24 protein-coding genes are annotated in these 25,210 nt (G+C 69.4%); 12 read left to right on the top strand and 12 right to left on the bottom strand.

Annotated features, from left to right (window positions below):
• The first annotated feature begins 69 nt into the window (after positions 1 to 69).
• The 3 genes from T398_RS19760 to T398_RS19750 all read left to right on the top strand — a co-directional run bounded on the left by T398_RS19760 (position 70) and on the right by T398_RS19750 (position 3,862).
• Positions 70 to 1,734, top strand: coding sequence for an RCC1 domain-containing protein (locus T398_RS19760; protein WP_496448942.1), 1,665 nt, complete (start codon positions 70 to 72; stop codon positions 1,732 to 1,734).
• A 144-nt stretch (positions 1,735 to 1,878) separates the two neighbouring features.
• Positions 1,879 to 2,850, top strand: coding sequence for a hypothetical protein (locus T398_RS19755; protein ID WP_496448941.1), 972 nt, complete (start codon positions 1,879 to 1,881; stop codon positions 2,848 to 2,850).
• Positions 2,851 to 2,863: 13 nt separating this feature from the next.
• Positions 2,864 to 3,862: a tyrosine-type recombinase/integrase gene (locus T398_RS19750; protein WP_496448939.1), complete on the top strand. Its 999-nt coding sequence runs from the start codon at positions 2,864 to 2,866 to the stop codon at positions 3,860 to 3,862.
• A gap of 37 nt (positions 3,863 to 3,899) precedes the next feature.
• Here the strand turns inward: T398_RS19750 and T398_RS19745 are convergent, their stop codons facing one another.
• The 4 genes from T398_RS19745 to T398_RS19730 all read right to left on the bottom strand — a co-directional run bounded on the left by T398_RS19745 (position 3,900) and on the right by T398_RS19730 (position 8,008).
• Complete coding sequence (locus tag T398_RS19745) at positions 3,900 to 4,832, bottom strand: LLM class F420-dependent oxidoreductase (protein WP_496448937.1); 933 nt, start codon at positions 4,830 to 4,832, stop codon at positions 3,900 to 3,902.
• A gap of 12 nt (positions 4,833 to 4,844) precedes the next feature.
• The gene (locus T398_RS19740) at positions 4,845 to 5,756 is read right to left on the bottom strand and encodes a sugar phosphate isomerase/epimerase family protein (protein WP_496448935.1); all 912 of its coding nucleotides are present in this window, start codon (positions 5,754 to 5,756) and stop codon (positions 4,845 to 4,847) included.
• Positions 5,753 to 6,919, bottom strand: coding sequence for a 3-dehydroquinate synthase family protein (locus T398_RS19735; RefSeq protein ID WP_496448934.1), 1,167 nt, complete (start codon positions 6,917 to 6,919; stop codon positions 5,753 to 5,755). Before T398_RS19735 ends, T398_RS19740 begins: the two co-directional genes overlap by 4 nt.
• An 87-nt stretch (positions 6,920 to 7,006) precedes the next feature.
• Positions 7,007 to 8,008: a Gfo/Idh/MocA family oxidoreductase gene (locus tag T398_RS19730; RefSeq protein WP_496448933.1), complete on the bottom strand. Its 1,002-nt coding sequence runs from the start codon at positions 8,006 to 8,008 to the stop codon at positions 7,007 to 7,009.
• Between the two features lie 83 nt (positions 8,009 to 8,091).
• On the opposite strand from T398_RS19730, the gene T398_RS19725 reads away from it, so the two are divergent.
• Positions 8,092 to 8,550 (top strand): Rv0361 family membrane protein, encoded by a 459-nt coding sequence (locus T398_RS19725; RefSeq protein WP_496448931.1) that lies wholly within the window; start codon positions 8,092 to 8,094, stop codon positions 8,548 to 8,550.
• A 46-nt stretch (positions 8,551 to 8,596) separates the two neighbouring features.
• Here the strand turns inward: T398_RS19725 and T398_RS19720 are convergent, their stop codons facing one another.
• From T398_RS19720 to T398_RS19705, 4 genes are all read right to left on the bottom strand, one after another.
• Positions 8,597 to 9,295, bottom strand: a complete 699-nt coding sequence (locus T398_RS19720) for a thymidine kinase (protein ID WP_496448929.1) — start codon at positions 9,293 to 9,295, stop codon at positions 8,597 to 8,599.
• Between the two features lie 55 nt (positions 9,296 to 9,350).
• Positions 9,351 to 10,739: an MFS transporter gene (locus tag T398_RS19715; RefSeq protein WP_496448927.1), complete on the bottom strand. Its 1,389-nt coding sequence runs from the start codon at positions 10,737 to 10,739 to the stop codon at positions 9,351 to 9,353.
• A 20-nt stretch (positions 10,740 to 10,759) separates the two neighbouring features.
• Positions 10,760 to 11,530 (bottom strand): glycerophosphodiester phosphodiesterase family protein, encoded by a 771-nt coding sequence (locus T398_RS19710; protein WP_496448925.1) that lies wholly within the window; start codon positions 11,528 to 11,530, stop codon positions 10,760 to 10,762.
• 64 nt (positions 11,531 to 11,594) lie between these two features.
• Positions 11,595 to 12,362: a lysophospholipid acyltransferase family protein gene (locus T398_RS19705; RefSeq protein WP_496448923.1), complete on the bottom strand. Its 768-nt coding sequence runs from the start codon at positions 12,360 to 12,362 to the stop codon at positions 11,595 to 11,597.
• Between the two features lie 164 nt (positions 12,363 to 12,526).
• Between T398_RS19705 and T398_RS19700 the strand changes: the two genes are divergently transcribed.
• Both T398_RS19700 and cydB read left to right on the top strand, forming a co-directional pair.
• Positions 12,527 to 13,939, top strand: coding sequence for a cytochrome ubiquinol oxidase subunit I (locus T398_RS19700; RefSeq protein ID WP_496448921.1), 1,413 nt, complete (start codon positions 12,527 to 12,529; stop codon positions 13,937 to 13,939).
• A gap of 16 nt (positions 13,940 to 13,955) precedes the next feature.
• A complete protein-coding gene (cydB, locus tag T398_RS19695; protein ID WP_496430870.1) occupies positions 13,956 to 14,954 on the top strand; it encodes a cytochrome d ubiquinol oxidase subunit II in 999 nt (332 codons plus the stop codon).
• Positions 14,955 to 15,028: 74 nt separating this feature from the next.
• Here cydB and T398_RS19690 read toward each other — a convergent pair whose 3' ends face one another.
• Positions 15,029 to 15,712 carry a hypothetical protein gene (locus T398_RS19690; RefSeq protein WP_496448919.1) on the bottom strand — a complete coding sequence of 228 codons (684 nt, stop codon included), beginning with the start codon at positions 15,710 to 15,712 and terminating at the stop codon, positions 15,029 to 15,031.
• A gap of 131 nt (positions 15,713 to 15,843) precedes the next feature.
• Here T398_RS19690 and T398_RS19685 point away from each other — a divergent pair, with 131 nt between their 5' ends.
• The 3 genes from T398_RS19685 (at position 15,844) to T398_RS19675 (ending at position 20,470) form a co-directional block, all read left to right on the top strand.
• Positions 15,844 to 16,530 carry an SDR family NAD(P)-dependent oxidoreductase gene (locus tag T398_RS19685; protein WP_496448917.1) on the top strand — a complete coding sequence of 229 codons (687 nt, stop codon included), beginning with the start codon at positions 15,844 to 15,846 and terminating at the stop codon, positions 16,528 to 16,530.
• A 76-nt stretch (positions 16,531 to 16,606) separates the two neighbouring features.
• Positions 16,607 to 19,000: an ATP-binding cassette domain-containing protein gene (locus tag T398_RS19680; protein ID WP_496448916.1), complete on the top strand. Its 2,394-nt coding sequence runs from the start codon at positions 16,607 to 16,609 to the stop codon at positions 18,998 to 19,000.
• Between the two features lie 477 nt (positions 19,001 to 19,477).
• Positions 19,478 to 20,470, top strand: coding sequence for a tyrosine-type recombinase/integrase (locus T398_RS19675; RefSeq protein ID WP_496448914.1), 993 nt, complete (start codon positions 19,478 to 19,480; stop codon positions 20,468 to 20,470).
• A 45-nt stretch (positions 20,471 to 20,515) separates the two neighbouring features.
• Here the strand turns inward: T398_RS19675 and T398_RS19670 are convergent, their stop codons facing one another.
• Together T398_RS19670 and T398_RS19665 are read right to left on the bottom strand one after the other, a co-directional pair.
• Complete coding sequence (locus T398_RS19670) at positions 20,516 to 21,154, bottom strand: MIP/aquaporin family protein (protein WP_496448912.1); 639 nt, start codon at positions 21,152 to 21,154, stop codon at positions 20,516 to 20,518.
• A 114-nt stretch (positions 21,155 to 21,268) separates the two neighbouring features.
• The gene (locus T398_RS19665) at positions 21,269 to 21,814 is read right to left on the bottom strand and encodes a helix-turn-helix domain-containing protein (protein ID WP_496448910.1); all 546 of its coding nucleotides are present in this window, start codon (positions 21,812 to 21,814) and stop codon (positions 21,269 to 21,271) included.
• Between the two features lie 66 nt (positions 21,815 to 21,880).
• Here T398_RS19665 and T398_RS19660 point away from each other — a divergent pair, with 66 nt between their 5' ends.
• From T398_RS19660 to T398_RS19650, 3 genes are all read left to right on the top strand, one after another.
• Entirely contained in the window at positions 21,881 to 23,041 is a 1,161-nt protein-coding gene (locus tag T398_RS19660) for a pyridoxal phosphate-dependent aminotransferase (RefSeq protein WP_496448909.1), read from the top strand.
• 122 nt (positions 23,042 to 23,163) lie between these two features.
• Positions 23,164 to 23,736: a UTRA domain-containing protein gene (locus tag T398_RS19655; RefSeq protein WP_496448907.1), complete on the top strand. Its 573-nt coding sequence runs from the start codon at positions 23,164 to 23,166 to the stop codon at positions 23,734 to 23,736.
• Positions 23,733 to 24,452 carry a PP2C family protein-serine/threonine phosphatase gene (locus T398_RS19650; protein WP_496448905.1) on the top strand — a complete coding sequence of 240 codons (720 nt, stop codon included), beginning with the start codon at positions 23,733 to 23,735 and terminating at the stop codon, positions 24,450 to 24,452. Before T398_RS19655 ends, T398_RS19650 begins: the two co-directional genes overlap by 4 nt.
• A 32-nt stretch (positions 24,453 to 24,484) precedes the next feature.
• On the opposite strand, the gene T398_RS19645 is transcribed toward T398_RS19650, so the two are convergent.
• On the bottom strand, positions 24,485 to 25,210 hold a 726-nt coding region (locus tag T398_RS19645), incomplete at its 5' end, for an IS630 family transposase (protein ID WP_496448902.1).

The raw sequence follows: 25,210 nt of genomic DNA, 5'->3' as shown, positions 1-25,210 counted from the left end.
CGAGTGATAGGTGGTCAATAATGACCTCTGTCCCATTGACGGGCACTTGTCCGCTCGGAGGTGTGCACGATGCAGGGAACTCGTCCGTGGAATCGTCACGGCGCTGGCGCGCACTGGGCGGCACGCGTGCTGGCCGGGGGGTTCTGCCTCACGCTGGTGGTGACGGTTACCCAGGCAACCGGGGCGCTGCCGGCGGGCGCCCAGCGCACGCCAACCGCGGCCGTCGCGGCGGACACCATCCTGGCCTGGGGCGACAACTCCTTCGGCCAGTTCGGCAACGGGACCACCGCCAGTAGCCGCACCCCGGTCGCGGTGCGGCTACCCGCGGGCACGACGGTCACCGCCATCGCCGGCAGTGACACCCACAGCCTGGCCCTGACCTCCGCCGGCACGGTGCTCGCCTGGGGTGGTAACACCTTCGGTCAGCTCGGCGACGGGAGCACCACCGACCGCAGCAGTCCGGTCGCGGTGCGGCTACCCGCGGGCACCACCGTCACCGCCGTCGCCGCTGGCACCGGCCACAGCCTGGCGATCACCGCCACCGGTACGGTGTTCGCCTGGGGCAGCAACAGCGTCGGTCAGCTCGGCGACGGGAGCACCACCGACCGCAGCAGTCCGGTCGCGGTGCGGCTACCCGCGGGCACCACCGTCACCGCCGTCGCCGGCGGCCTCGGCCACAGCCTGGCCGTCACCTCCACCGGCACCACCCTCGCCTGGGGTAGCAATGCCTTCGGCCAGCTGGGGGACGGGAGCACCACCGGCAGCAGCACCCCGATCACCGTAAAGCTGCCCACGGTCACCGCTGTCGCCGCCGGAGACTTCCACAGTCTGGCCCTGACCTCCACCGGCACCGTCTTCTACGCCTGGGGTGCGAACTCCTTCGGTCAGCTCGGCGATGGGAGTACCAGCGACAGCAGCGTCCCCGTCGCCGTCAGCCTGCCCGCCGGCACCACCGCCACCGACGTTGTCTCCGGCGCCGACCACAGCCTGGCGTTAACCGCCGCTGGCGGCGCCCTCGCCTGGGGCGACAACGGCCAAGGCCAGCTCGGCGACGGGAGCACCACCGGCAGCAGCACCCCGGTCGCCGTCCGAGTGCCCGCCGGCGCCACGCTCACCGCTGTCGCCATCCACCGCGACCACGCCGTGGCGCTGACCACCACCGCCACCGCCCTCGCCTGGAGCAGAAACAACGAAGGCCAGCTGGGCAACGGGACCACCACCGACAGCAGCGAGCCGGTCGCGGTCAGCCTGCCCGCCGGCACCCCGATCACCGCCGTCGCCGTCGGCGACGACCACAGCCTGGCCCTGGTTGCCGCGGAGGCCAGCTCCACCACCACCCTGCGCATCTCGCCGGCGGACCCGACCACCGATCAGGACGTCACCCTCACCGCCAGCGTCACCTGCGAGATCGCAGCGCCCACCGGCAGCATCACCTTCCGCACCACCAACACCGACCTCGCCACCGTGCCCCTGGACACCACCAACACCGCCACCCACACCACCCGGCTCCCCGCCGGAACCCACACCATCACCGCCGACTACACCAGCACCACCGCCTGCCCCCACGGCCAGTCCGCGGCCACCACCATCACCGTCGCCGACCCCACGGATCCCGACCTACCCATCACCGGGGCCAGCCTGCCCCGCCTGCTCGGCGCCGCCGCCCTGCTCATCCTCACCGGCGCCGCCCTCCTGTACCGCACCCGCCGACCCCGATCACCCCAGCTGCGATGACCGCTCCCGAACCGGGTCCGCAGAAGGAGGGCTAACCCCCGGCCCGGCCGGTGGCCTGCAGGATGGTGCCGCGCAGCGCGTTCGAGGACGCTCAAAGCGCATCCGGCATCGGACCGGGTGCGCGCCGGCTGGACGGAGCGACGCATGGGTATCAGCACCGCACCGCACCGCGGGCAGACCGAGTGGCATCGGCCGCTGCTCGCGAACGCGGTATTCATGTTCACCATTGCCGTGGTGTCCGTCGGTGGCCTGCTGTTTGACGACCGGCACCTCGTCGGCGAGCCGGTCTGGCTGAAACCGTTGAAGTTCGGGTTCGCCATGGGCGTACACGCCCTCGTGTTGGCGTGGCTGCTCGGCAAGCTCCGCCGGGGCCGACGCATCGGCTGGTGGCTCGGTACGGTCTTCGCGTTCGCCGGGGTGCTGGATGTCGGGGCCGTCGCCTACGCCGCCGCCAACGGCACCTTCAGCCACTTCAACGACAACACCGACCCGGTGGCCCGCACCGTACAGGCGTTGTTCTCCGTCGGCATCATGCCACTGCTGCTGACCACCTTCTTCGTGGCGATCCTGCTGCTGGTCCAGCGCGTCGGAGACCGGGCGCTGACCCGGGCGCTGCGAGCCGGGCTGGGCCTGGCGGTCGCCAGCATGGTCGTGGCCCTGTGGCTGAGTAGCTCGGGGCAGGCGCCGCGGGTGGTGGCCGACGCCAACGGCCAGCAGGTGTCCCTGATCGGCGCGCATGGCATCGGCGACCCCGACGGCAACGGAATGCCGGTCACCCGGTGGAGTACGACCGGTGGGGACCTGCGGGTTCCGCACTTCGTGGGAATGCACGCCATCCAGGGGCTGCTGCTGCTCACCGTGGTCCTGGGCGCCGCCGCGGCCCGCCGGCCCTGGTTGCGCGACGAGCGGACCCGCGCCGACCTCGTCTCCGCCGCCGCCCTCGGCGGTACCGGTGTCTTCACGGTGCTCAGCTGGCAGGCCAGCCGGGGCCAGTCAGTCCTGCACCCCGACCTGGCGACCCTGACCGCGTTCGCCGCGGTCGCCACACTCAGCCTCGCGGCGGTGACCGCGGTGCTCCTGCGGGCGCGCCTCCGACCGTCACCCCTTCCATCCTGAGAACCTTTCGCACATGCTCTCCTCAGAGGTGCCGGTGCGGCACCGCTCGACACCGACGCCGGTGCTGCCCATCGGCGCGGCTGACTTCACCGAGGCGTGGCTGGCCAACCGCCGGCTCAGCGAACACACCCGAGCCGCCTACCGGCGGGATGTCGCCGGCTGGCTCGGCTGGTGCGCCGACGCCGACGCCGACCCGCTGCGAGCCACCTTCCTGCACGTCAACGCGTACGCCCGGTGGTTGGAATCGCTGCCGAACGTCCGCAGCGGTAAGCCGCTCACGCCCGCCACGGTTGCCCGTAAACTCTCCGCCCTGTCCAGCTGGTACGACTTTCTGGTCAAGCTACGGGCCGTCGAGACCAATCCGGTCACCGGAGCGGATCGCCCCCACCTTGACCGCGACCACTCGGCGACCGTCGGGCTCACCCCGGAGGAGGTCAACGCGCTACTCACCGTCGCCGACAGCGCCACCGGCCCGACTGCGGCCCGGAACCGGGTCGCCGTGGCGCTCCTGGTCGACCTCGGGCTGCGGGTCGGCGAACTGGTGTCGTTGGACGTCGGTGACCTGGGCACCGAGCGCGGCCACCACAGTGTCCGCTTCACCGGTAAGGGCGGCCGGGCCCGGCGGCGGGCCCTGACCCCGAGCGTTTCGGCGGCGGTGCAGGCATACCTGGCGCTGCGGGCCAGCGCCGCGGGGGTGCCGGTGCACCGGTTGACCGGTCCGCTGCTGGTGACCTCGACCGGAGCCCGGCTGGACCGGCACTCCGTGTTCCGGCTGGTCCGCCGACTGGCCCGGGAGGCCGGTATCCCGGGGTGGGCGCGGCTGTCGCCGCACTCGCTGCGGCACTCCTTCGCCACCACCGCCCGCGCCGAGGGCGTGCCGTTGGAGGACGTGCAGGACGCGATGGGGCACGCCGACCCGCGTACCACCCGCCGCTATGACCGCGACCGGCACAACCTCGACCGGGACCCGGCGTACGCGATCTGGGCGGCCCGCTCCCGGCGCCGCGGCTGAACCGCCGGCCACGGCGCACCGTGTCCGCCGGCACCGGTCAGTCCAGCTGCGGCAGGATGTGGTGACTGAAGTACGCCAGGTGATCGACGTCGAACTGGTGTGGCGTCTGCAGATAGAGCCGGCTGATGCCCGCCTCGGCCAACTCCCCGATCCGGTCGACCACCTGCGTCGGGGAACCGACCAGCCCGTGCTCCATCATCTGCGCGGTGAACAGCCCACCGACCGGTTCCGCTCGCCGGGCCACCTCGGCGGAGTCCCGGCCACAGACGAGCAGGACAACAGCCGAGCGGCGAAGACTCGACGGCACCCGACCGGCCTTCTCGCAGGCCGCGTCCACCCGCGCGCCCTGCTCCGCGATCTCCGTCCGGGTCGGGAAGGCAAAGTTGAACTCGTCGGCGTAGCGGGCCGCTAGGCGCGGTGTCCTCGTCGGTCCGGTGCCGCCGATGATGATCGGAGGACGCCGCTGGACAGGTTTCGGTAGGCCCGGCGCGTTGGTCAACCGGTAGTACCGCCCGGGATGGGTGAACAGCTCGCCCGGCGGGGTGTCCCACAAGCCGGTGACGATGTCCAGTTGCTCCTCGAATCGGTCGAACCGTTCGCCGAGGGCAGGGTAGGGGACGCCATAGGCGCAGTGTTCCGGCTCGTGCCATCCGGTGCCGAACCCGAAGTCGACCCGCCCGTTGCTCATCTGGTCGACCTGGGCGACCGTGACCGCCAACAACCCCGGCTGCCGGAACGTCGCCGAGGTCATCAACGACCCGAGCCGGATGCGTCGGGTCTCCCGGGCCAGCGCGCCCAAGGTCACCCAGGTGTCTGTGGGACCGGGCAGTCCCGCGGCACCTTCCATCGCCAGGAAGTGATCCGAGCGGAAGAAGCCGTCGAGCCCGAGCTCCTCCACCGCCCTAGCGGTGACGGCGACCTCGTCGTAGCTCGCCCCCTGCTGCGGATTGGTGAACACATGGCACTGCATGTGCCGATCACATCACAATCCGTAGGAGCGCAGGAGTTGGCGAGTCCGTTCCGCGATAGGGAAGGGCTTGTCGGCGGGGCAGGGATAAAGGTCCTGCTCGACGATGGCGAACATGTCGGTGTCGAGTCGTCGCGCGGCGGCCAGCACCGGTTCCAGCGCGGGGAGCCCGTTCGGCGGCTCGCACCACACCCCCCGGGCCACCGCGGTGGCGAACGGCTCATCCTTGGCGACAACGTCGGCGAGCACCACCGGATCGACCTGCTTGAGGTGTAGGTGGCCGACGCGCTCGCCACAGGTGTCGAGCAGCTTCACGCTGTCTCCGCCCCAATAGGCGTAGTGCCCCACGTCCAGACAGAGGGAGACCAGGTCCGGATCCGTCGCGTCGAGGAAGCGGGCGACCGCCGCCTCGCTATCGATGTGGGTGTAGGCGTGCGGGTGGAGCATGACGCGTAACCCGAAAGAGTCGTGGACCTGTCGGGCGAGCCGGTCGGTCAACACGGTGAGGTCCCGCCACTGCGCCGCGGTGAGGTGTGGTTCCTCGATGGACTCGCCAGTCCACGGGTCGCGCCAGTAGCCCGAGTTGATCACGAGGCACGACCCGCCCACTGCCCGCACGAGCGCTGCGGTCGCCGCTACCCGGGGCCAAGTCTCCTGCCAGCCGCTGTGCCCCCGGTGCAGGGACGTGAACAGCGTCGCCGCGGCGACCCGCAGGCCACGGAGGGCGGTTTCGCCGGCGAGTCGGGTCGGGTCGGTCGGCAGATACCCATACGGGCCGAGTTCGATCCACTCAAACCCGGCCCGGGCCACCTCGTCCAGGAAGCGTGGCCACGGAACCTGCCGTGGATCGTTCGCGTACCACACTCCCCAGGCGTCCGGGGACGAACCAACCTGGATCCGGTGGTCCAGACCGCCCGACGGACTCATGGCCGACCACCGTCCTTCGCGCCATCCGACCGCAGGCCGTCTGATTCCCACTGGTGTTGGTCCTCGACGGCGCGCCGCAGCTCGTCGGTCGTGACATCCCCCAGGTAGGTCACCCGACCGACGCGATCCGGCGTCGGGATGAGCTGCTGGCCACCACGGTGTCGGGCGGCGTCGGACAGGGCAGCCACCAGCCGGTCCGTGTCGGCCATCGCGGGATGCCACACGTCCAGGCCGAATGAGCGGATCAGGCGCAGGATCCGGTCACGGACGAAACGCCCGATCAGCCCCCGCCGCCAGGCGATCATGCCAGTCCAGGCGATGTCCAAGGCCACCGCGTGGCCGTGCGTCACGGTGGGCTCAAGCCCTGGCGAGATGTTGTGCCCGAGGTAGCTGGCCCGGGCCGTCTCGCGCTCGAACGGGTTGCGTTTCAGCTCCCGCAGCATCCACGAGATCGACCGGTGGAGGATCTCCTCGGAAGGGCCGTCGTAGCTGCGGAAACGCTCCTCGGCGACCCGTGGTCCGTCCTCCTCGAGTAGCCGGAACAGGGCACAGTCTCCGGCGACAGCGATCTTGATAATCTCCGCGAAGCCGTCCCTGATCTGGTGCGGCGGCAACGTCTGGAAGAAGCGAGCATCGGTCATCGACAACCGAGCGGGATGGTACAGACCGGCCCGGTTCTTCCATCCCGCGCTCACGCCGCACTTCAGGGCGAACATCGAATCAATGGCCGCCACGAGGGTGGTGCCGATGAAGTCCCATGACACGCCCCGCCGGTATTCGCCCGCCACCATACCGAACACGTCGTGCAGCACGCCGCCGCCGATAGCGATCGGCGGTTCGTCGAATCGGGCAACGCCGAAGGCGTTCATCTCATCAGAGATCCGGTTTGCGCTCTCACGGGTTTTGGCGTCCTCACCCCCCGGCAGCAGACTGGGCGGGTTGTTCCACTCGAGTCGGTAGCGGTCCAGCAGCGAGGTGATCTCCTTCTGGTACACCCCCCACGCACTCTCGTCGACCGCTACGAAGCGTCGCCGGGAGTGGCTCAGATCGCCGAAAAGCTCCGGGTCGCTGCGCGGCGTGAGCTCCAGCAACCCGTCGTACAGTGCGGTCCTCCACTCGACGGGCCGGGAAACCTGCGCCTCCCACTTCCAGGATCGGGGCATGAACCCTGGTTCCCGCCGGGCCCGAAACCATGCCAGCCGGCCCGGAGCGGCACCCCGGGCCGGCAGGTCACGCCGACCACGACCGCCTCAGAAACCGACCATCTCTGTCAGCCGAACCGGTCGCCGCTCCCGCTGCGACCGCCAGCACGCCTCCGCCACCCGTAGCGCCTCCACCGCCTCCCGCCCGTCACACGGGTTCTCCAGATCCCCGCGGGCAACCTGAAGAAAGGCGTCGATCTCCGCCTCGAAAGCCGGCGCGAACCGCTCCAGGAAATTTTGTACGGGATCCGCCGACGGGAACGTGGCCTTCGGCTCGACAGAGGTCAGCGGGGTGCGCCGGTCAAGCCCGATAGCGATGGTGTCCGCATCCCCGCACACCTCCATCCGCACGTCGTAGCCGGCCCCGTTGCACCGGGCCGCGGTGGTGGCGGCGAGCGTCCCGTCGTCCATCGTCAGCAGCGCCATCGCGGTGTCGAGTTCCCCCAGCTCGGCGAAGATCTGCGGCCCGGCGTCCGAGCCACACGCGTACACCTCGGCGACCTCCCGGCCGGTGATCCACCGCAGCAGGTCGAAGTCGTGGATCAGCGCGTCCCAGAAGATCCCACCCGAGGCCGACAGGTAGGTGGCCGGTGGGGGGTCGGGCTCCGCGCCAACCGAACGAATAGTGTGCAACCGGCCGAGCCGCCCCGACCGCACCATCGCCCGGCCGGCCTGAAAGCCCGCGTCGAACCGACGCATGAGGCCGATCTGCAACGTCCCGCCCTCGGCCTGCACGTCGTGCACGGTCTGTATCGACTCGGACAGGTCCGCCGCGACGGGCTTCTCGCAGAACACCGGCAGACCCGCCCGTGCCGCCCGCCCGATCAACTCGGCGTGCGCGGCGGTGTTGGCGGCGATGACGACCGCCTCCGTCGAAGAGGTGAACACCTCGTCAACCGAGGCCGCGCTGACTTCGAGGCGATGCGCCACCTTCTGGGCACGCTGCTGGTCGGAGTCGGCGACCACCAACGAGGTGACATCGGCGTGGCGGCGAAGATTGGCGGCGTGGATGGCGCCCATCCGGCCCACCCCGACAACGGCAATACGCATACCGTAATTATGGAAATACTTCCGCCGGGGCGTCGCGGTATTCCGCACCATCGCCCGGGGGCAGGTCTCTACCGTCGAAGGGTGTGAACGCCGAGCCGCCGTGGATTCGGCCGTCGCAGCCGCGACGGCCGCTCCGGACCGGCCTAGTCGTCGCGGGCGCGATGGTCCTGCTCTGCTGTGTGGGTGTCGCCGGGCTGGCCGCATGGAACCTGCAGGCGGTGACCCGCGCCGCCGGGCCGGTACGGCTCACCGCCGACGGCTTCCTGCGACAGCTCACCACCGGGGACACCGCCGCCGCCTACGAACAGCTCTGCGCCGACTCCCGCAGCCGGTGGAGCAAGATCGGCTTCAGTAGCTGGGTACGAACCCCGCCGACCGTAGCGGACTACGAGATCGTCGACGTCGCGGTCACCAGCCGCCGCGGCCGACCACAGGGCACCGTCACCGTACGGCTGACCCGCGACAGCGGCACCACCGAACAGCGGGACCTCTCCATCATCACCGAGGACGGCGGCTGGCGGGTCTGCGGCGACCCGTACTGACCCACCGGCCCCGGGGACGACCCACCGGCCCCGGGGCCGAATCCGGTCAGCCGGACGTGGCCGGCCCCAACTCGCCGGCACGGTGGTGGCGCCGGCAGAGCACCTGGTAGCGCACCTGGGCGGTCTCGGCCGTGTCGCCGACAACCACCTGCGCGCCCTCCCGCGCCACCCGCCCGTTGACCACGCGGGCGTTGAGCAGCCCCTCCCGCCCACACCAGCAGAGCACCTCCACCTGGATCCGGGCCACCGAGTCCGCCAACTCGAACAGCCGCCGCGCGGCCGGGAACATCCGGGACCGGAAGTCGGTCGCCAGGCCGAACGCGTAGACGTCAACATCGTCGGCGTCAACCAACTCGGCCAGCTGCTCCACCTGCTCGACCTGGTAGAAACTGGCCTCGTCGCAGATCAGGTAGTCGACCCCGACCCCCCCGGCCCGCCGGCCGCGGACCAGCGCGCGCAGATCCAGCTCGGCAGCGACCTCCATCGCCTCATGCGCCAACCCGACGCGGGTGGTCACCCGCGGGCCCAACGACCGGTCGATGCGGGTGGTGACCAGGCCCCGCCGACCCTGCCGGGCGTGGTTGTAGTTCATCTGCAACGCCATGGTGGACTTGCCGCAGTCCATCGGACCCCAGTAGAACCGCAGCGCCGCCGCGTGCAACGGCCGCCCCTGCGTGCCGGCGCGCACGGGCAGCCCGGACGCGGGGGAGCGGTGGGTGGAATCGGCGGGGGTGCGGTCGGTCACGGTCCGGCAGCCTAGCCCATCAACCCCGCGGCAGCGGCGGCAGCAATCGACCGGCTCACAGCACCCGCGGCGGCCGGTTCCCCGCGGCCACGATCGCCCGCCGCATCGGTACCGCCAGCAGCAGCACAAACCCGACCACGAAGAAGATCAACAGCGAGACCAGGCCCACCCGGTAGGAGTTGGTCAGCTGGAACACCAGCCCGAAGGCGAGCGGACCGAGCCAGCTGGTACCCCGGTCGCTGATCTCGTAGAAGCCGTAGTACTCACCCTCCTTACCGGCGGGGATGAGCTGGCTGAACAACGACCGGCTCAACGCCTGGCTACCACCGAGCACCAGCCCGATGGCCGCGCCGAGCGCCATGAACGGCAGCGGCGCCTCGGCGGGCAGCCGGAACGCGGCAATCACCACCGCGATCCACAGCACCAGGCTCAACAGGACCGTCTTCCACGCGCCGATCCGCCGGGCGAGCGCGCCGAGCAGCAGCGCGCCACCGAAGGCCAGGAACTGCACCAACAGAATAGTGATGATCAGGGTGCTCTGCGTCAGCCGTAGCTCTTCGGTGCCGTACTGGCTGGACAGGGTGACAACCGTTGCGATGCCGTCGTTGTAGACCAGGAACGCCAGCAGGAAGAACAACGTCAACGGATACGCCCGCAGCTGGCGCAGGGTGCGCCCGAGCTGCCGGAAACCATCGGTGAGCACGTTGCCGCCGGCGGTCAGCGCCGCGGCGGTGGGATGCTCGCGGAGCCAGCGCAGCGGCACCAGAGTGAACGCGGCCCACCACACCCCGGCCGAAACGATCGACCAGCGGGCCAGGTCCAGGGTGCGCTGCGGGTTTCCCTCCTCGGTGAACGCGGTGACCACGGCCAGGTTGAGCGCCAGCAACAGACCCCCGCCGAGGTACCCCAGCGCCCATCCCCGGCTCGAGATGCCGTCCCGGTCGTCGGGCCCACCCAGCTGCGGCAGGAAGGAGTTGTAGACCACGATCGCGGCGCCGAAGGCGATGTTGGCGACCAGGAACAGCGCCCCGCCGAGCAGGTACCGCTCCCCGGTGACGAAGGCCATCGCGACAGTCGCACCGGCACCGACGTAGGCCGCGGCGGCGAGTAGCCGTTTCTTGTGCCGCGTCCGGTCGGCGAGCGCGCCAACAACCGGCAACACGAAGACGGTGAGCAGCACCGACAGTGAGATCAGATACGGGTAGTACGACCCCACGGCGACCTTGATCCCCAGCGGGTACACGTACCCGACGCAGCTGTCCGCGCCGAGCTCACAGCCGGCCGCCTGTTCCGCCACGGTGGTGAGGAACGGACCGAGGAACACGGTGATGACGGTGGTCTGGAACGCCGAGTTCGCCCAGTCGTAGAAGTACCAACCGGTGCGTTCCCGACGGCTGCTGCGCGGGGTGGGGGGAGTGTCGTCAACGATGGCGGTGGCGGACATGTCCTGGATCTATCCGTGAATCAGACGGCCCAGTGGCCGCGGCTGCGGTAGACCTCGCGCAGCACGCCCACGTGATCGGTCATGATGCCATCCACCCCGAGGTCCAGTAACTCGTGCATCTCGGCGGGTTCGTCAATGGTCCAGACATGCACCTGCAGCCCGAGGCGGTGACAGTAGGCCAGAAACCGGCGGTCGGTGACCCGCAGCCGCCCGTACCGCACCGGCACCTGCGCGGCGACCACCGACTCCGGCAGCCGCACCCGCCGGCCGGTCAACGACGCCACCCGTAGCCGCGCCACCCCTCGTACGCCGAGGCTGGTGGCGATCCGGCCCTGGGTCAGCGTCCGGATCCGGGCCAGCCGCGCGTCGCTGAAGGAGGCCAACAGCACCCGAGCTCCGGCGTCGGCGCGCTCGACGGCGGCCACCGCCGGTTCGACGCCGGAACCGGCCTTGACGTCGACGTTGAACCGAACCTGCGGCCAGGCGTACAGCACCTCGTCCAGGCGGGGCACGACGGAGGCCCCGCCGACGCGCACCGTCGCCAGGTCGGCCCACCGCAGCTCGGCGATTCGCCCGGGGGAGCCGGTCACCCGGTGCAGCGTGGGGTCGTGGCAGACCACCGCGACGCCGTCGGCGGTGGCGTGCACATCGGTCTCGACGTACCGGTAGCCCAAGTCGATGGCGCGGGCAAATGCCGCGGCCGTGTTCTCGTCGCCGTCGGCGGCGCCACCACGGTGGGCGAATGCCAGCGGCGCTGGCGTGTCGAGGTAGGGGCAGGAGCCGGTCAGCACGCCGAGAAGTATGCCGGCCAACACGGTCGTCAGGTAGTGGGCGACAGCCCGAAAGTGGTGGGTGTCAGCTCCGACGGTGGGAGCGGCTGGTGTCGACCGGCCGCCCGGGATCGACGTGGCGGGGCCGGTCGGGTTCGTCGGGCCGGAGCGGGGCCAGCGTGGCGGTGATCGCGTCGATGATCCGGTCGGTGGCGCGGCGGGCCCCGCCGGGTGTGTCGGGCGTCAGGTCGGTGAGGTCGACCGGGGCACCGAAGCCCACCCGGACCACCCGCCGGTGGGTGACGGTGCGGGCGAGCGCGCGGACCAGCCCTTTCGGGGTCCGGTAGGGGAGCACCTCGTGGGCGCCCCACTGCGCGACCGGGATCACGGGCACACCGCAGCGCAGGGCGAGCCGGGCGACGCCGGTCTTGCCCCGCTCGGGCCAGAGCCCCGGATCCAGGCCGATACGGCCTTCCGGATAGACCAGGATGACCGCGCCGCCAGCCAGGGCGTCGGCGGCCACCGTCATCGCCTCGCCCACGGTGCTGGCACCCCGGTCGACCCGGATGTGCCCGGCGTGCCGCATGGCGGCACCGACCAACGGGGCGCGGAACAGCCCGCCGGTGGCCATGATCTGCGGCGCGATCCCCACCGAGTGGCAGGCGGCGGCGAGCACGATCGGGTCGAACGGGCTGATGTGGTTGGCGGCCAGCAGCAGGGGGCCGGGGCGCAGGCGCCTCGGAATCTCGTCGGCCACCTCCAGCCGGGCCAGGGCGCCGACCACAACGCGAGCGAGCGGTTGGGCGGTACGCCAGAGCAGCGGCGCTCGCCATTCGGGGTGCCCAGTCTCCATCAGCGCTTCATGATCGCACGAGTGCGCACCCAGCGGGCCGTGGACCCCGAGGGGCGAGGCCGTTGGTCCTGGGGCCTCGGGCCCCCCGCCCCTGAGAATTCTTCTACGACCGACTGTAGTATCTACTACGCTTCGTAGTAAGTCCGTAGATCTGGGGGTCACAGGTGGACGCGTTAGACGTCGCCCGTTGGCAGTTCGGTGTCACCACCGTCTACCACTTCCTGTTCGTGCCACTAACCATCGGCCTGTCCATCCTGGTCGCCATCCTGCAAACGCTGTGGCACCGCACCGGCGACGAGAAATACCTCAAACTAACCAAGTTCTACGGCAAACTCTTCCTGATCAACTTCGCGATGGGCGTGGTCACCGGCATCGTGCAGGAATTCCAGTTCGGCATGAACTGGAGCGACTACTCCCGCTTCGTCGGCGACATCTTCGGCGCCCCCCTGGCCATCGAAGCCCTGGTCGCCTTCTTCCTCGAATCCACCTTCATCGGCCTCTGGATCTTCGGCTGGGACCGGCTACCCAAACGCCTACACCTGGCCACCATCTGGGCCGCCGCCATCGGCACCAACCTGTCGGCCTACTTCATCCTCGCCGCGAACTCGTTCATGCAAAACCCCGTCGGCTACCAGATCAACCCCGACACCGGACGCGCCGAACTGACCGACTTCGTCGCCGTCCTGACCAACAAGGTCGCCCTGATCACCTTCCCGCACACCATCGCCGGCGCCTTCCTCGTAGCCGGCTCCCTCCTCGTCGCCGTCGCCCTGTGGCACCTGATCCGCAGACCGGACTCCACGGACACCCCGGCCTACCGGTTCGCCGCCAAGTTCGGATCCTGGGTCACCCTGATCTCCGCCACCGCCGTCATGATCACCGGCGACATCCAAGGCAAGATCATGACCCAGGTCCAGCCCATGAAGATGGCCGCCGCCGAAGGCCTCTACGACACCGAGAACCCCGCCTCCTTCTCCGTACTCACCGTCGGCAGCCTCGACGGCAGCCGCGAACTCTTCGCCCTGAAAATCCCCTACCTGCTGTCCTACCTGAGCACCGGCGATCCCAACGGCACCGTGCGCGGCATCAACGACCTCCAAGCCCAATACACCGCCCAGTACGGCGCCGGCAGCTACACCCCGATCATCCCGATCACCTACTGGAGCTTCCGCCTCATGATCGGCTTCGGGCTGGCCGCCGCCGCGATCGCCCTCCTGGTGCTCTGGAGCCAACGCAAGGGCCGCACCCCCACCAGCCGCTGGCTACTCCGCGCCGGCCTGATCATGCCCCTCCTACCCCTCGCCGCGAACTCCTTCGGCTGGATCTTCACCGAGATGGGCCGCCAGCCCTGGATCGTCTTCGGCGAAATGCTCACCCGCGACGGCGTCTCCCGAAGCGTGTCGATGGCCGAAGTCCTCACCTCGTTCACCGCCTTCACCCTCATCTACGCCGGCCTCGCCGTCATCGAATGCAAACTCCTCATCCGCTACGCCAAGGCCGGCGTACCCGACCTGACCCCCGACCCCGAACCCGACGACACCGACGACGCCGAGCGCCCGCTCGCCTTCGCCTACTGATCTGCGGAGCCCCCACATGGAACTCACCACCATCTGGTTTCTCCTCGTCGCCGTACTGTTCACCGGCTACTTCATCCTCGAGGGCTTCGACTTCGGCGTCGGCATGCTCCTACCGGTCCTCGGCCGCGACGACCGCGAACGCCGCGTCCTGATCAACACCATCGGCCCGGTCTGGGACGGCAACGAGGTCTGGCTACTCACCGCCGGCGGCGCCATGTTCGCCGCCTTCCCCGAGTGGTACGCCACCCTCTTCTCCGGCTTCTACCTCCCGCTACTACTCATCCTGCTCGCCCTGATCGCCCGCGGCGTCGCCTTCGAATACCGCAACAAGCGCCCCGAAGCATCCTGGAAACGCCGCTGGGACCACGCCATCTTCTTCGGATCCCTACTCCCCGCCATCCTGTGGGGAGTCGCATTCGCCAACATCCTGCGCGGTGTACCCCTCACCGCCGACCACGAATACGCCGGCGGATTCTTCAACCTCCTCAACCCCTACGCGCTCCTCGGCGGCGCCACCACCGGCGCCCTGTTCCTCACCCACGGCGCCGTGTTCATCGCCCTCAAAACCGTCGGCGACATCCGGGACCGGGCCGCCGCCCTCGCCGTCCGCGTCGGCGTCGCCACCGCCGTACTCGCCGTCGCGTTCCTCACCTGGAGCCTGACCATCCGCGCCAACACGGCCGCCATCGCCCTCGCCGTCGCCGCCGCCGTGGCCCTGCTCGGCGGCCTCGCCGCCGCCTACGCCCGCCGGGAAGGATGGGCCTTCATCGGCACCGCCGCCGCGATCGGCCTGGCCGTGGCGACCCTGTTCACCGCCCTGTTCCCGAACGTGCTGCCATCCACCCTGGACGCCGCCGGCACCCTGACCGCCACCAACGCCGCCTCCACCCCCTACACCCTGAAAATCATGACCTGGGTGGCGGTGATCTTCACCCCGATCGTGCTGGCCTACCAGGGCTGGACCTACTGGGTCTTCCGTAAGCGCATCGGCGTGGCCCACATCCCGCAACACTGACCCCACGCGCTACCACAAAGACTGTCGCCCGCCTCCCGAAAACCCGGGGAGGCGGGCGACAGTCTTTGTGGCGCTCAGCCCGCCTCCCGCAGCTCCGCCAGCCGCGCCTCCACCTCCGCCAACTCCGAACGCAGCTTCTCCGCCTGCTGCTCCGCCTCGGCCCGCTCCGCGGCGAGGATCTGCTCCACCGCCTCCTGCACCCCCGACACATCCACCAGCCCGACCATCCGCAGGGCCTCCGCCGGCTTCACCACATACGGCTTGGCGAGCACCTTCGCCCCCTGCTGCGCCGCCACCGTCCACTCACCCTCGCCGTACGCCAACGTCACCGTCAGCCCCGCCGGCCCCTTCGCCTTCGCCGCCTTCACCGGCTTCGCCCCCCGCCGCGCCGGCTTCGCCGACTCCGGCGGCCGGGCAGAAGAACCCTCCGCGGCCGGCGCCGGCGGCGCCGGCGTGTCCAACACGAACTCCGGCTCCGCCGCCGGCTCCCCAGCCGGCCGCTCCGCCGACGGCACCTTCCGCCCCGCCCCCCGCGGCGCCACCGCCACATCAACGGGGGAGAAGGGCAACTCGTCCCGCCCGAACCGCACCACCACGAACTCGTCAGAAACCGCCGGGTCGGTCAACGCCACGACCTGACCGACCTGCCCCGCAATCTGCCCCGCCGACGCGGTAAACACCACCTTCGGCTTCCGGCCCGCGGCAACCGCCTCCCGGATACCCGCCACCTCCTCGGTGGACAAACCCTGCCCCGACATCACACCCCCTCTTCCGTACACCTGTCCGACAGCAGTACTTGATACCAGCCGCCGCCCCACCAAGGTGCGCCACCCCATCACACCCCCGAGGTAGCCTCGCCACACACCCGCCCACACCAGGAGAGGCCCCCTTGAACCCCGTCACCGTCATCACCGGTGGTAGCCGCGGAATCGGCGCCGCCACCGCCCGCCGCCTCGCCCACGCCGGCCACCACATCGCCTTCTCCTACCAACGCGACCACACCGCCGCCAACGCCGTCCCCGCCGACACCCGCGACCCCGACCAACTCGCCACCCTGTTCACCGCCGCCGCCGACCTCGGCGACCTCACCGGCCTGGTCAACAACGCCGGCGTCACCAGCCCCATCGGCCCCTTCGTCGACCTCGACCCCACCGACCTACGCCACGTCGTCGACGTCAACCTCATCGGCTACATCCTCGCCGCCCAGCAGGCCGCCCGCCGGATGCCCGCCGGTGGCTCCATCGTCAACATCTCCTCCGCCGCCGCCACCCTCGGCTCACCCGGCGAATACGTCCACTACGCCGCCGTCAAAGCCGGCACCGACACCCTCACCCTCGGCCTGGCCAAAGAACTCGCCCCCCGCGGCATCCGCGTCAACGCCGTCGCCCCCGGCATCATCCGCACCGACATCCACATCCAATCCGGCCAGCCCGACCGACCCGACCAGGCCGCCGCCCGCATCCCACTCGGACGCGCCGGCGAACCCGACGAGGTCGCCGCCGCCATCGCCTGGCTCCTCGGCCCCGACGCCAGCTACACCACCGGCACCATCCTCCGCGTCAGCGGCGGCCTCTGACCCACCACCAGCCCAACCCACAGCAACCGGAGCCACCGCCCCCAGACCCAACCGGCACACCCGACCAGGAGACCCGATGAGCACGGCCACCAGCCCGGCACACCAACCACCCGGGCCGCACGTCGCCGACAGCCACGACCTGATCCGCGTTCACGGCGCCCGCGAGAACAACCTCAAAGACATCAGCGTCGACATACCCAAACGCCGACTCACGGTCTTCACCGGCGTCTCCGGCTCCGGCAAAAGCTCCCTGGTCTTCGCCACCATCGCCGCCGAGTCCCAGCGGATGATCAACGAAACCTACAGCGCCTTCGTGCAGGGATTCATGCCATCGCTGTCCCGACCCGAGGTCGACCTCCTCGAAGGCCTGACCACGGCCATCATCGTCGACCAAGAACGAATGGGCGCCAACCCACGCTCCACCGTCGGCACCGCCACCGACGCCAACGCCATGCTCCGCATCCTGTTCAGCCGACTCGGCCAACCACACCTCGGCTCACCCAACGCGTACTCCTTCAACGTCCCCTCGGTGACCGCCAGCGGCGCGGTCACCCTCGAGCGCGGCGCGGCCCGCACGAAGACCGAAAAGGTCAGCTTCACCCGCGTCGGCGGCATGTGCCCCCGCTGCGAGGGCATGGGTGCGGTCACCGACTTCAACCTGACCGCCCTCTACGACGACACCCGCACCCTCAACGAAGGCGCGCTGACCATCCCCGGCTACAGCATGGAGGGCTGGTACGGCCGCATCCTGCGCGGCTGCGGCTTTTTCGACCCCGACAAGCCCATCGGCAAGTACAACCAGCAGGAGCTACACGACCTCCTCCACCGGGAACCCACCAAAGTCAAGATCGACGGCATCAACCTCACCTACACCGGTCTGATCCCGAGCATCCAGAAATCCATGCTCTCCAAGGACGTCGACTCGCTCCAACCACACCTGCGCGCCTTCGTGCAGCGCGCCATCACCTTCACCACCTGCCCCGAGTGCGACGGCACCCGACTGAGCATCGAAGCCCGCTCCTCCAAGATCAACAGCAGGAGCATCGCCGACCTGTGCCGCATGCAGATTAGCGACCTGGCCAGCTGGCTGCGAGAGCTCGACGAACCGACCGTGGCCCCACTCCTGACCGGAATACGCCACCTCCTCGACTCCTTCACCGAGATCGGCCTCGGCTACCTCTCCCTCGACCGACCCACCGGAACGCTGTCCGGGGGAGAGGCCCAACGCACCAAAATGATCCGCCACCTCGGCTCCGCACTCACCGACGTCACCTACGTCTTCGACGAGCCCACCATCGGCCTACACCCGCACGACATCCGACGCATGAACGACCTGCTACTACGCCTACGAGACAAGGGCAACACCGTCCTCGTCGTCGAACACAAACCAGAAACCATCGCCATCGCCGACCACATCGTCGACCTCGGCCCCGGTGCCGGTGCCGCCGGCGGCACCGTCTGCTTCGAAGGCACCCTGGACGGCCTACGCCACAGCACCACCACCACCGGCCGACACCTGGACGACCGTGCCGCCCTCAAACCATCGGTACGCACCCCCACCGGCACCCTGCCAATCCGGGGCGCGACCACGCACAACCTCCGCGACGTCGACGTTGACCTCCCACTCGGCGTGCTCTGCGTCCTCACCGGCGTCGCCGGCTCCGGCAAGAGCTCCCTGATCCACGGATCCGTCGCCGGCCGCGACGGCGTGATCATGATCGACCAGAGCGCCATCCGCGGCTCCCGACGCAGCAACCCGGCCACCTACACCGGCCTACTCGACCCGATCCGGAAGGCGTTCGCCAAGGCCAACGGCGTCAAACCGGCGCTTTTCAGCGCCAACTCCGAGGGCGCCTGCCCCACCTGCAACGGCGCCGGCAGCATCTACACCGAACTGGGCGTCATGGCCTCCGTCGAGTCCACCTGTGAGGAGTGCGAGGGCAAACGCTTCCAGACCTCCGTACTGGCGTACTCACTCGGCGGCCGGAACATCGCCGAAGTGCTCGCGATGCCGGTCGCCGAGGCCCGAGAGTTCTTCGGCGCGGGCAACGCCCGCACCCCGGCCGCCCGTCGGATACTCGATCGACTCGCCGATGTCGGACTCGGCTATCTCAGCCTCGGCCAACCTCTCACCACACTCTCCGGTGGCGAACGACAGCGGCTGAAACTCGCCACCCAGATGGGCGAGAAGGGCGAGATCTACATCCTGGACGAGCCGACCTCCGGCCTACACCTCGCCGACGTCGAACAACTCCTCGGCCTACTCGACCGGCTGGTTGACGCCGGCCGGTCGGTCATCGTCATCGAGCACCACCAGGCGGTGATGGCCCACGCCGACTGGATTATCGACCTCGGACCCGGCGCCGGCCACGACGGTGGTCAGATCGTCTTCGACGGTACGCCGGCCGACCTGATCGCCAGTCGGAGTACCCGTACCGGCGAGCATCTCGCCGCCTACGTCAGCGCCTGAGCGCACGCCGCCGCTCAGGCGCTGGTGCGTAGCTGCGCTCTCTGACGTGCGGGGTCGGCGCACCGGTGACCCCGCAGCCGCCAAGATTCGATAATGCACATTATGTAAAGTAAGGCGGCTTGACAGCTCCCCTCCGACGATCGGGGTCCTCCCCGCCAGGTATGCGCCGGTCGGAGCTCAACCCGCCAGGCTTGCACCCGCGGTCGAGCTGAACGGAGGGCGCGTGCGGTTGTTCGGCTCCTCGGCTTACACCCCGCAGGGCAGCATCGCGACCTTGGGCTGGAGCGCCACCGTGGTCCGAGCAGCCGCCCCCCGCCCCGCACACAACACTCCCGCCGTCGCGTACGGCCCGGCACTTCGATCGCTCCGCGCGCGGCCCTCGCCTGCCGGTGAGCCCGGCACTCCCACCCAACCCCCGTAGGGGCGTCCTCAGCAGCACCGCTGTCCAAAACGCGAGTTTCATGCATAATGTTCCTTATGCAGGATAAGTCGGGTGAACTGGTAGTACGGCTGATCGAGGAGTTCCTGACTGATCGCGCAACCCGCAAACCCTCTCCGCACACCGTGGCGGCGTACCGGCGGGACCTGCGCACGGTGGCGAGCATCGCCGCCGGCACACACACCCCTCCCCTACCCTTGGATGACCTGCCGTTGACGGCGCTTCACTCCCGCACGCTGCGGTCGGCGTTCGCCCGCTTTGCCGCCACCCGCTCCGCCGCGTCGGTGCATCGCGCCTGGTCCACCTGGAACAGCTTCTTCGTGTTCCTGGTGGCGGACGGAGTTGTCGCTGGTAACCCGATGCCAGCGGTGGGACGTCCTCGAGCGCCCCTACCCCGGCCCAAACCACTGCGCGGAACGGACACTCCTGAGCAGTTGTTGACGGCCGTGGCCCAGGTCAACGGCCGGCAGCGAGACCCCTGGCCGCAGCGGGACCTGGCGGTGTTGGCGCTCGCGTTGTGCGGCGGGTTGCGGATGGCCGAGATGCTGGCACTTCGGGTGGCATCCCTGGCGGGGCGGGCCGGCGAGCGGCGGCTTGATGTGGCCGGTAAGGGTGGGCGGCCACGGGTGGTGCCGGTGGAGCCGGAGTTGAACCAGGTGCTAGCGGACTATCTGGATAGTTGCCGTCGCCGGTTCGGTTCCCGCAGTGTGCGTCCGGACGCGCCGTTGCTGTTGGATCGGCGCGGGGGTCCGCTGCGCCGGGGTGGGTTGCAGTATCTGGTGGACTCCTGCTTTCGGCGGGCGGGAATCGGCGACCGGGTGCCGCAGGGGGCACGGCTGCACGCGCTGCGGCACACGTTCGCGACGCGGCTGGCTGAGGATGGTGCGAGCGCGGCGGAGATCATGCGGCTACTGGGGCATGTGTCGCTGGCGTCTTCGCAGGCATACATTGAGGTGACGGCGGGTCAGCAGCGGGCGGCGGTGCGTTCGAATCGCACCCATCGGGTGCTGGCGGAGTTGTTGTCGACGTGAGGCGGCGGCTGGCCCGTGGTGCTGAAGGGGCCAGCCGCGCCGGTGTCAGACGGGCTTGCGGTCTTCCTCGTTGAGGGCGAGGAAGACCATCGCCGCGAGCGTCGCGCCAACGGCTTGGGCAAGTAGGTGGATCCAGATCGCTGACCAGGCGAAGAGGCCGATGGCGGCGCCGCCGAAGGCGACTGCCGGGTTGAATGCCGCGCCGGAGATTCCACCGACCGTGACCACCCCTACCAGGACGGTGCCCCCGATTGCCAGGCCATAGAAGGAGTTGTCCGGGTGGCTGCGGCTGGTGGCGACGTTGAGCACCACGTAGGCGAGGGCGAAGGTGAAGAGGGCTTCTACCGCCAGTGCCATCCAGATCTCGCGCCCTGCCGGTGACAGCGCTGTCGGCTTTGCGTTGTCGAGGATGAGTTGGCTGGTCACCGCTCCGGCCAGGCCACCGAGGAGTTGAGCCAGGATGTACCCTCCGGCGTCGGCTCTCTTGATGCGGCCACGGATGAGCACAGCCAGCGTTACGGCGGGGTTGAAGTGGGCCCCGGAGATGTGCCCTCCGGCGTAAATCATGACCATGAGAATTCCGCCTATTGCCACTGGCGCCAGGGCGTTCATCGTGGTGACGGCCAGGCCGATCGTCAGGAGCAGGAAGTATGTTCCGATGAGTTCGGTCGCGTACCGACGCATTGCCGCCTCCCTTGTTGATCCCTTCGCCGACACTACTCGTATCGATTAATGCAAATCTTACGAAGTAGTGACATGATTGAGAGATATCGTTGGGTGTTGGCGTGGCGTGGGCCGTCAGGGTTCGGGGTGCAACATGAGTAGGACCGCCCGGTTGCGCTGCTCATGGCCCTGGTACTGGTGTGGGCGGTTGGCGCCGAACCGGATGGAGTCGTGTTCGGCCAGGGTGGCGGTGGCGTCGGCAGGGCCGGTGGTGATGCTTCCGTGGGTGAGGATGATGCACTCCTGCACGCCGGGCAGGTGTGCGGGCGAGTGCTGGGTAGCCTGAGCCACCTCGATGTCGTAGACCTCCACGGTACCCCGCAGGTGGATGCGGTGGAGTAGGCGGGCGCTGACCGCGTCTCCACTGACGCGTGGCTGTTGGTCCTCGGCGCGTACGACATCGGCGTTGGAGGCGGGTGTCTCCAGTAGTTCGCCGAGCGACACCCGCAGTGCTGTGGCCAGGGCCCACATGGTGCTGAGGGTGGGATTGCCGTGCCCCTGCTCGATGCTGTGCAGGGTGGATTTGCTGAGGTCGCCGGCTGCGGCCAGGTCGGCCAGGGACATGCCAGCAGTGTTTCGTAGCCGGTGCACATTCGAGCCGACCGTACGCGCCAGATCCATGCGTACCACTTTAGTGCTACATTCGTGCCAGCAAAACGAACGGAGTGGGACGTTGAGGAGTGTCACATGACCGTCAGCCGCCTACGCGACATTCCAGGCATCGGCGTTGACCTGGTCGGCGACGCCGCGGACGCGGTAGCCGACCCGGACTTTCTTCGGCTGGAGAATCTGGACACCGACCTGAAACCACCGGCCGTGGCGGTCGCCGCGACCCGGGCCGCGATCGACGACGACGCGGCCAACAGCTACCTACCATTCCAGGGGCAGCGTTCCCTGCGCGCGGCCGCCGCAGCTCACGTGTCGCGCATCGCTGGCCGACGGTACGACCCCGACACCGAGTGCGTCAGCGTGGCCGGTGGACTGAACGGCATCCTGAACACCCTGCTGGCGACCGTGGAGCCGGGTCAGGAGGTGGTGTTGGTTGACCCCATCTACGCCGGCCTGGTCAATCGGGTCCGGCTCGCCGGTGGGGTGCCGTGCTTCGTGCCCGCCAAGCCCACGCCGGAGGGCTGGGTGGTGGATCCGGAACACCTCGCCGGCGCGGTTGGACCCAACACCGCCGCGGTGCTGATGATGGGCCCGGCCATGCCCTCCGGGCTGGTCCTGACCGCCGAGCACTGGTCCGCGTTGGCTGCTGTCTGTGCGCGGCACAATGCCTGGCTGATCTACGACGCGGCCATGGAGCGGATCCGTTTCGACGGCCTCCGCCCCAGCCATCCAGCAGCTCATGCTGGCCTCGCCGGGCGCACCATCACCGTTGGTTCGGCGTCGAAGGAACTGCGGCTGATCGGCTGGCGGGTCGGGTGGGTGGTGGCCCCGGCCGCGATTCTCGCCGACATCAAGCTTGTGGGTCTGACCAATGTGGTCTGCCAGGTTGGGCTGGCGCAGGGGGCGGTGGCCGCCGCGCTCGACGCGCCCGACGCCGAGGCCGATGTCACCGCCGCCACCCAGCAATGGCAGCAGCGCTGCGATACGGTCCTGCAGCAGCTTTCGGGCTATCCGATCGTTCGGCCGCATGGTGGTTGGTCGCTGCTCGTGGATACCCGGCCCCTGGGGATGACGCCTGCCGAGCTGGCGGGGCTCTTGTTCGATCGGGCAAAGGTGGCGGCCACGGCGATGGATGGCTGGGGACCCAGCGGCGGACGCTACCTGCGGATCGTGTTCGCCAACGAACCGGTCGACCGTCTCTCCAGCCTGGCGGACCGCTTCCGTCAAGCCATCGGATAATCCGCGTTCGGTCACCTCGGCCGGCTGCCGGGTGTAGAAGAAGTAGTGGACGGCTTGGTTCTGGTTTGGGGGGCATCGTGCGGTACGGAACGGCCCGCCCACGCCGGCCCCGGGGGGATCTGGTGAAGCGGAACGCCGCTGCCGTCGGTTACTCCTTCCCGCCGGCTACCCGTCCGGAGGTGTGGCGGGAGCACATCGCGCCGGTGGTGGCTGTTGCACCCCTCACCGATTCGCGTATCGCCGAGCTGCTCAAGGTGGAGCCCGGTACTGGGGTGATGCGCCGGTTCCAGGTCAGCGGCCCCGAGGCGGAGCCGCCCTTCCAGGTCACAACCTCCTGGATCCATCCGCGGGCAGCCGCCGTGCCCGGGCTGGACTCCCCTGCCGCCGGGTCGGGCGGTTGGCAGCACCGACTGGAGGCCGGAGGTCACTGGCCGATCACCTGGATGGAGATCCACCGCGCGCGGATGCCCAGTACGCGGGAGGCCGCCCTGTTGGAGGTCGCGGTGAGCCTTCCGGTGTTGGAGATCATCCGGGTGGGTGTTTCTGGTGGCGACGGTGAGCCGATCGAGGTGACCGAGTGCGTTGTCGCCGGTGACCGGGTCGAGACCATTCACCTCCTGCGTCGTGACGGGTCGGCGCGGGAGCCGTGGCCTGAGGTGATCAACGTGCGCGCGGAGGATGGCCCAGAACGGTGAGTCTGCGCATCGATGTTGCGGGGAGCTGTCACGTGGGGCTCGGTCGACGACTCAACGAGGACACCATTCACGTGGGGCGGTGTCTGTTCGCGGTCGCCGATGGTCTCGGCAACCATGGTGCCGGCGATGTCGCCAGCGCCACCGTGATCGAGGCAGTGCGGCGATCTGACCGGAAGGTGGACCCAAGTGCGCTGCCGGTGGTGCTGGGAGAGGCGGTACAGGCGGCGAACAATGCGGTGCGGCACCGGGTCGCCGCCGAACCGAGCCTTGCGGGTATGGGTACCACCCTGGTCGCGCTGCTCAGTGCCGGTACGGCGGCCGCCCTGGCCAATGTCGGTGACTCTCGGGCCTATCTCCTGCCGGCAACGGGCCCACAGCGGGGGCACACCATCCAGGTCACCGAGGATCACCTGTACCGGAACCTGGTCGCCGGCGCTGCCGAGGTGCCCCGTCTTTCGGACAAGCTGACGCGTTTCCTGGATGGCCATCCGGGTGGCCGGTCACCGGACATCACCGTGTTGGCGCTGACTTCCGGCGATCGGATCCTGCTCTGTTCGGACGGACTCAGCTCTAACGTCTCGCCGGAGCACCTGCATGCGACCTTGGCGGCCGCAGCAACTCCGCAGCAGGCGGTGGACCGGTTGATTGCTTCCGCGCTTGTGCAGGGTGGCCCCGACGTGTCGGCGGTCGTCCTGCACGTCCGGGACGACAGCTAGTGCCGTGACCACGAACGTTCGGGGTGTTGTGGTCAGGCTGCGCGGGTAGCTGGTTGGCCCCAGCGTCGTTGTCGTTCGCTGCGGATGCGGGCGCGTTCTCGGCGTTGGGCGGCTAGGACGTCGGGGTGGCGGGCGTTGGCGTTGCGCCAGCGTAGGTAGGCCTGCAGTTTTCGGGTCAGCGTGGGGTGGTTGGGGTGGTTGGAGCCGGCGATGACGAAGGTGCGCAGCGGCCCGAACTGTGCCTCGATCGGGTTGGCCCAGGAGGCGTAGGTCGGGGTGAAGCACAGCTCGACCTTGTTGCGGGCCGCCCACGTACGGATCTTGTGGCCTTTGTGCGCGGACAGGTTGTCCAGGATGACGTAGATCGGTGCCCCGTCCGGTCGGGCGGCGCGGATCGATGTGAGCGCGGCGAGGGTGTTCGCGGCGCTCTTGCGGCGTCGGACTACGCCCCAAAGCTGGTCATCGCCGACGGAGTAGCAGCCGTGGAACTGCCGGACGCCGTGCAGCTTGTGGTAGTTCGCCGGCAGCCGGCGCGGACGGCCGGCGGATGCCCACCCGGTGCCGGCCTGCGGGCGGATCACGAGGGGTCCGAACTCGTCGAAGGCGAACACCCGCTGCGGGAAGTGGCTGCTCACGTACTCGATCCGGGCGAGTTTGGCATCGCGCTGCGGGTCGGTGGACTCCTTCCATGTCTTGGTCCGCTGGAAGGTGATCCGGTGCCGGTGCAGGATCTGCCGTAGCCGTTCCCGCCCTATCCG

It is taken from the genome of Salinispora goodfellowii (assembly GCF_059570675.1).
This window is presented reverse-complemented; position numbering and strand designations above follow the sequence as displayed.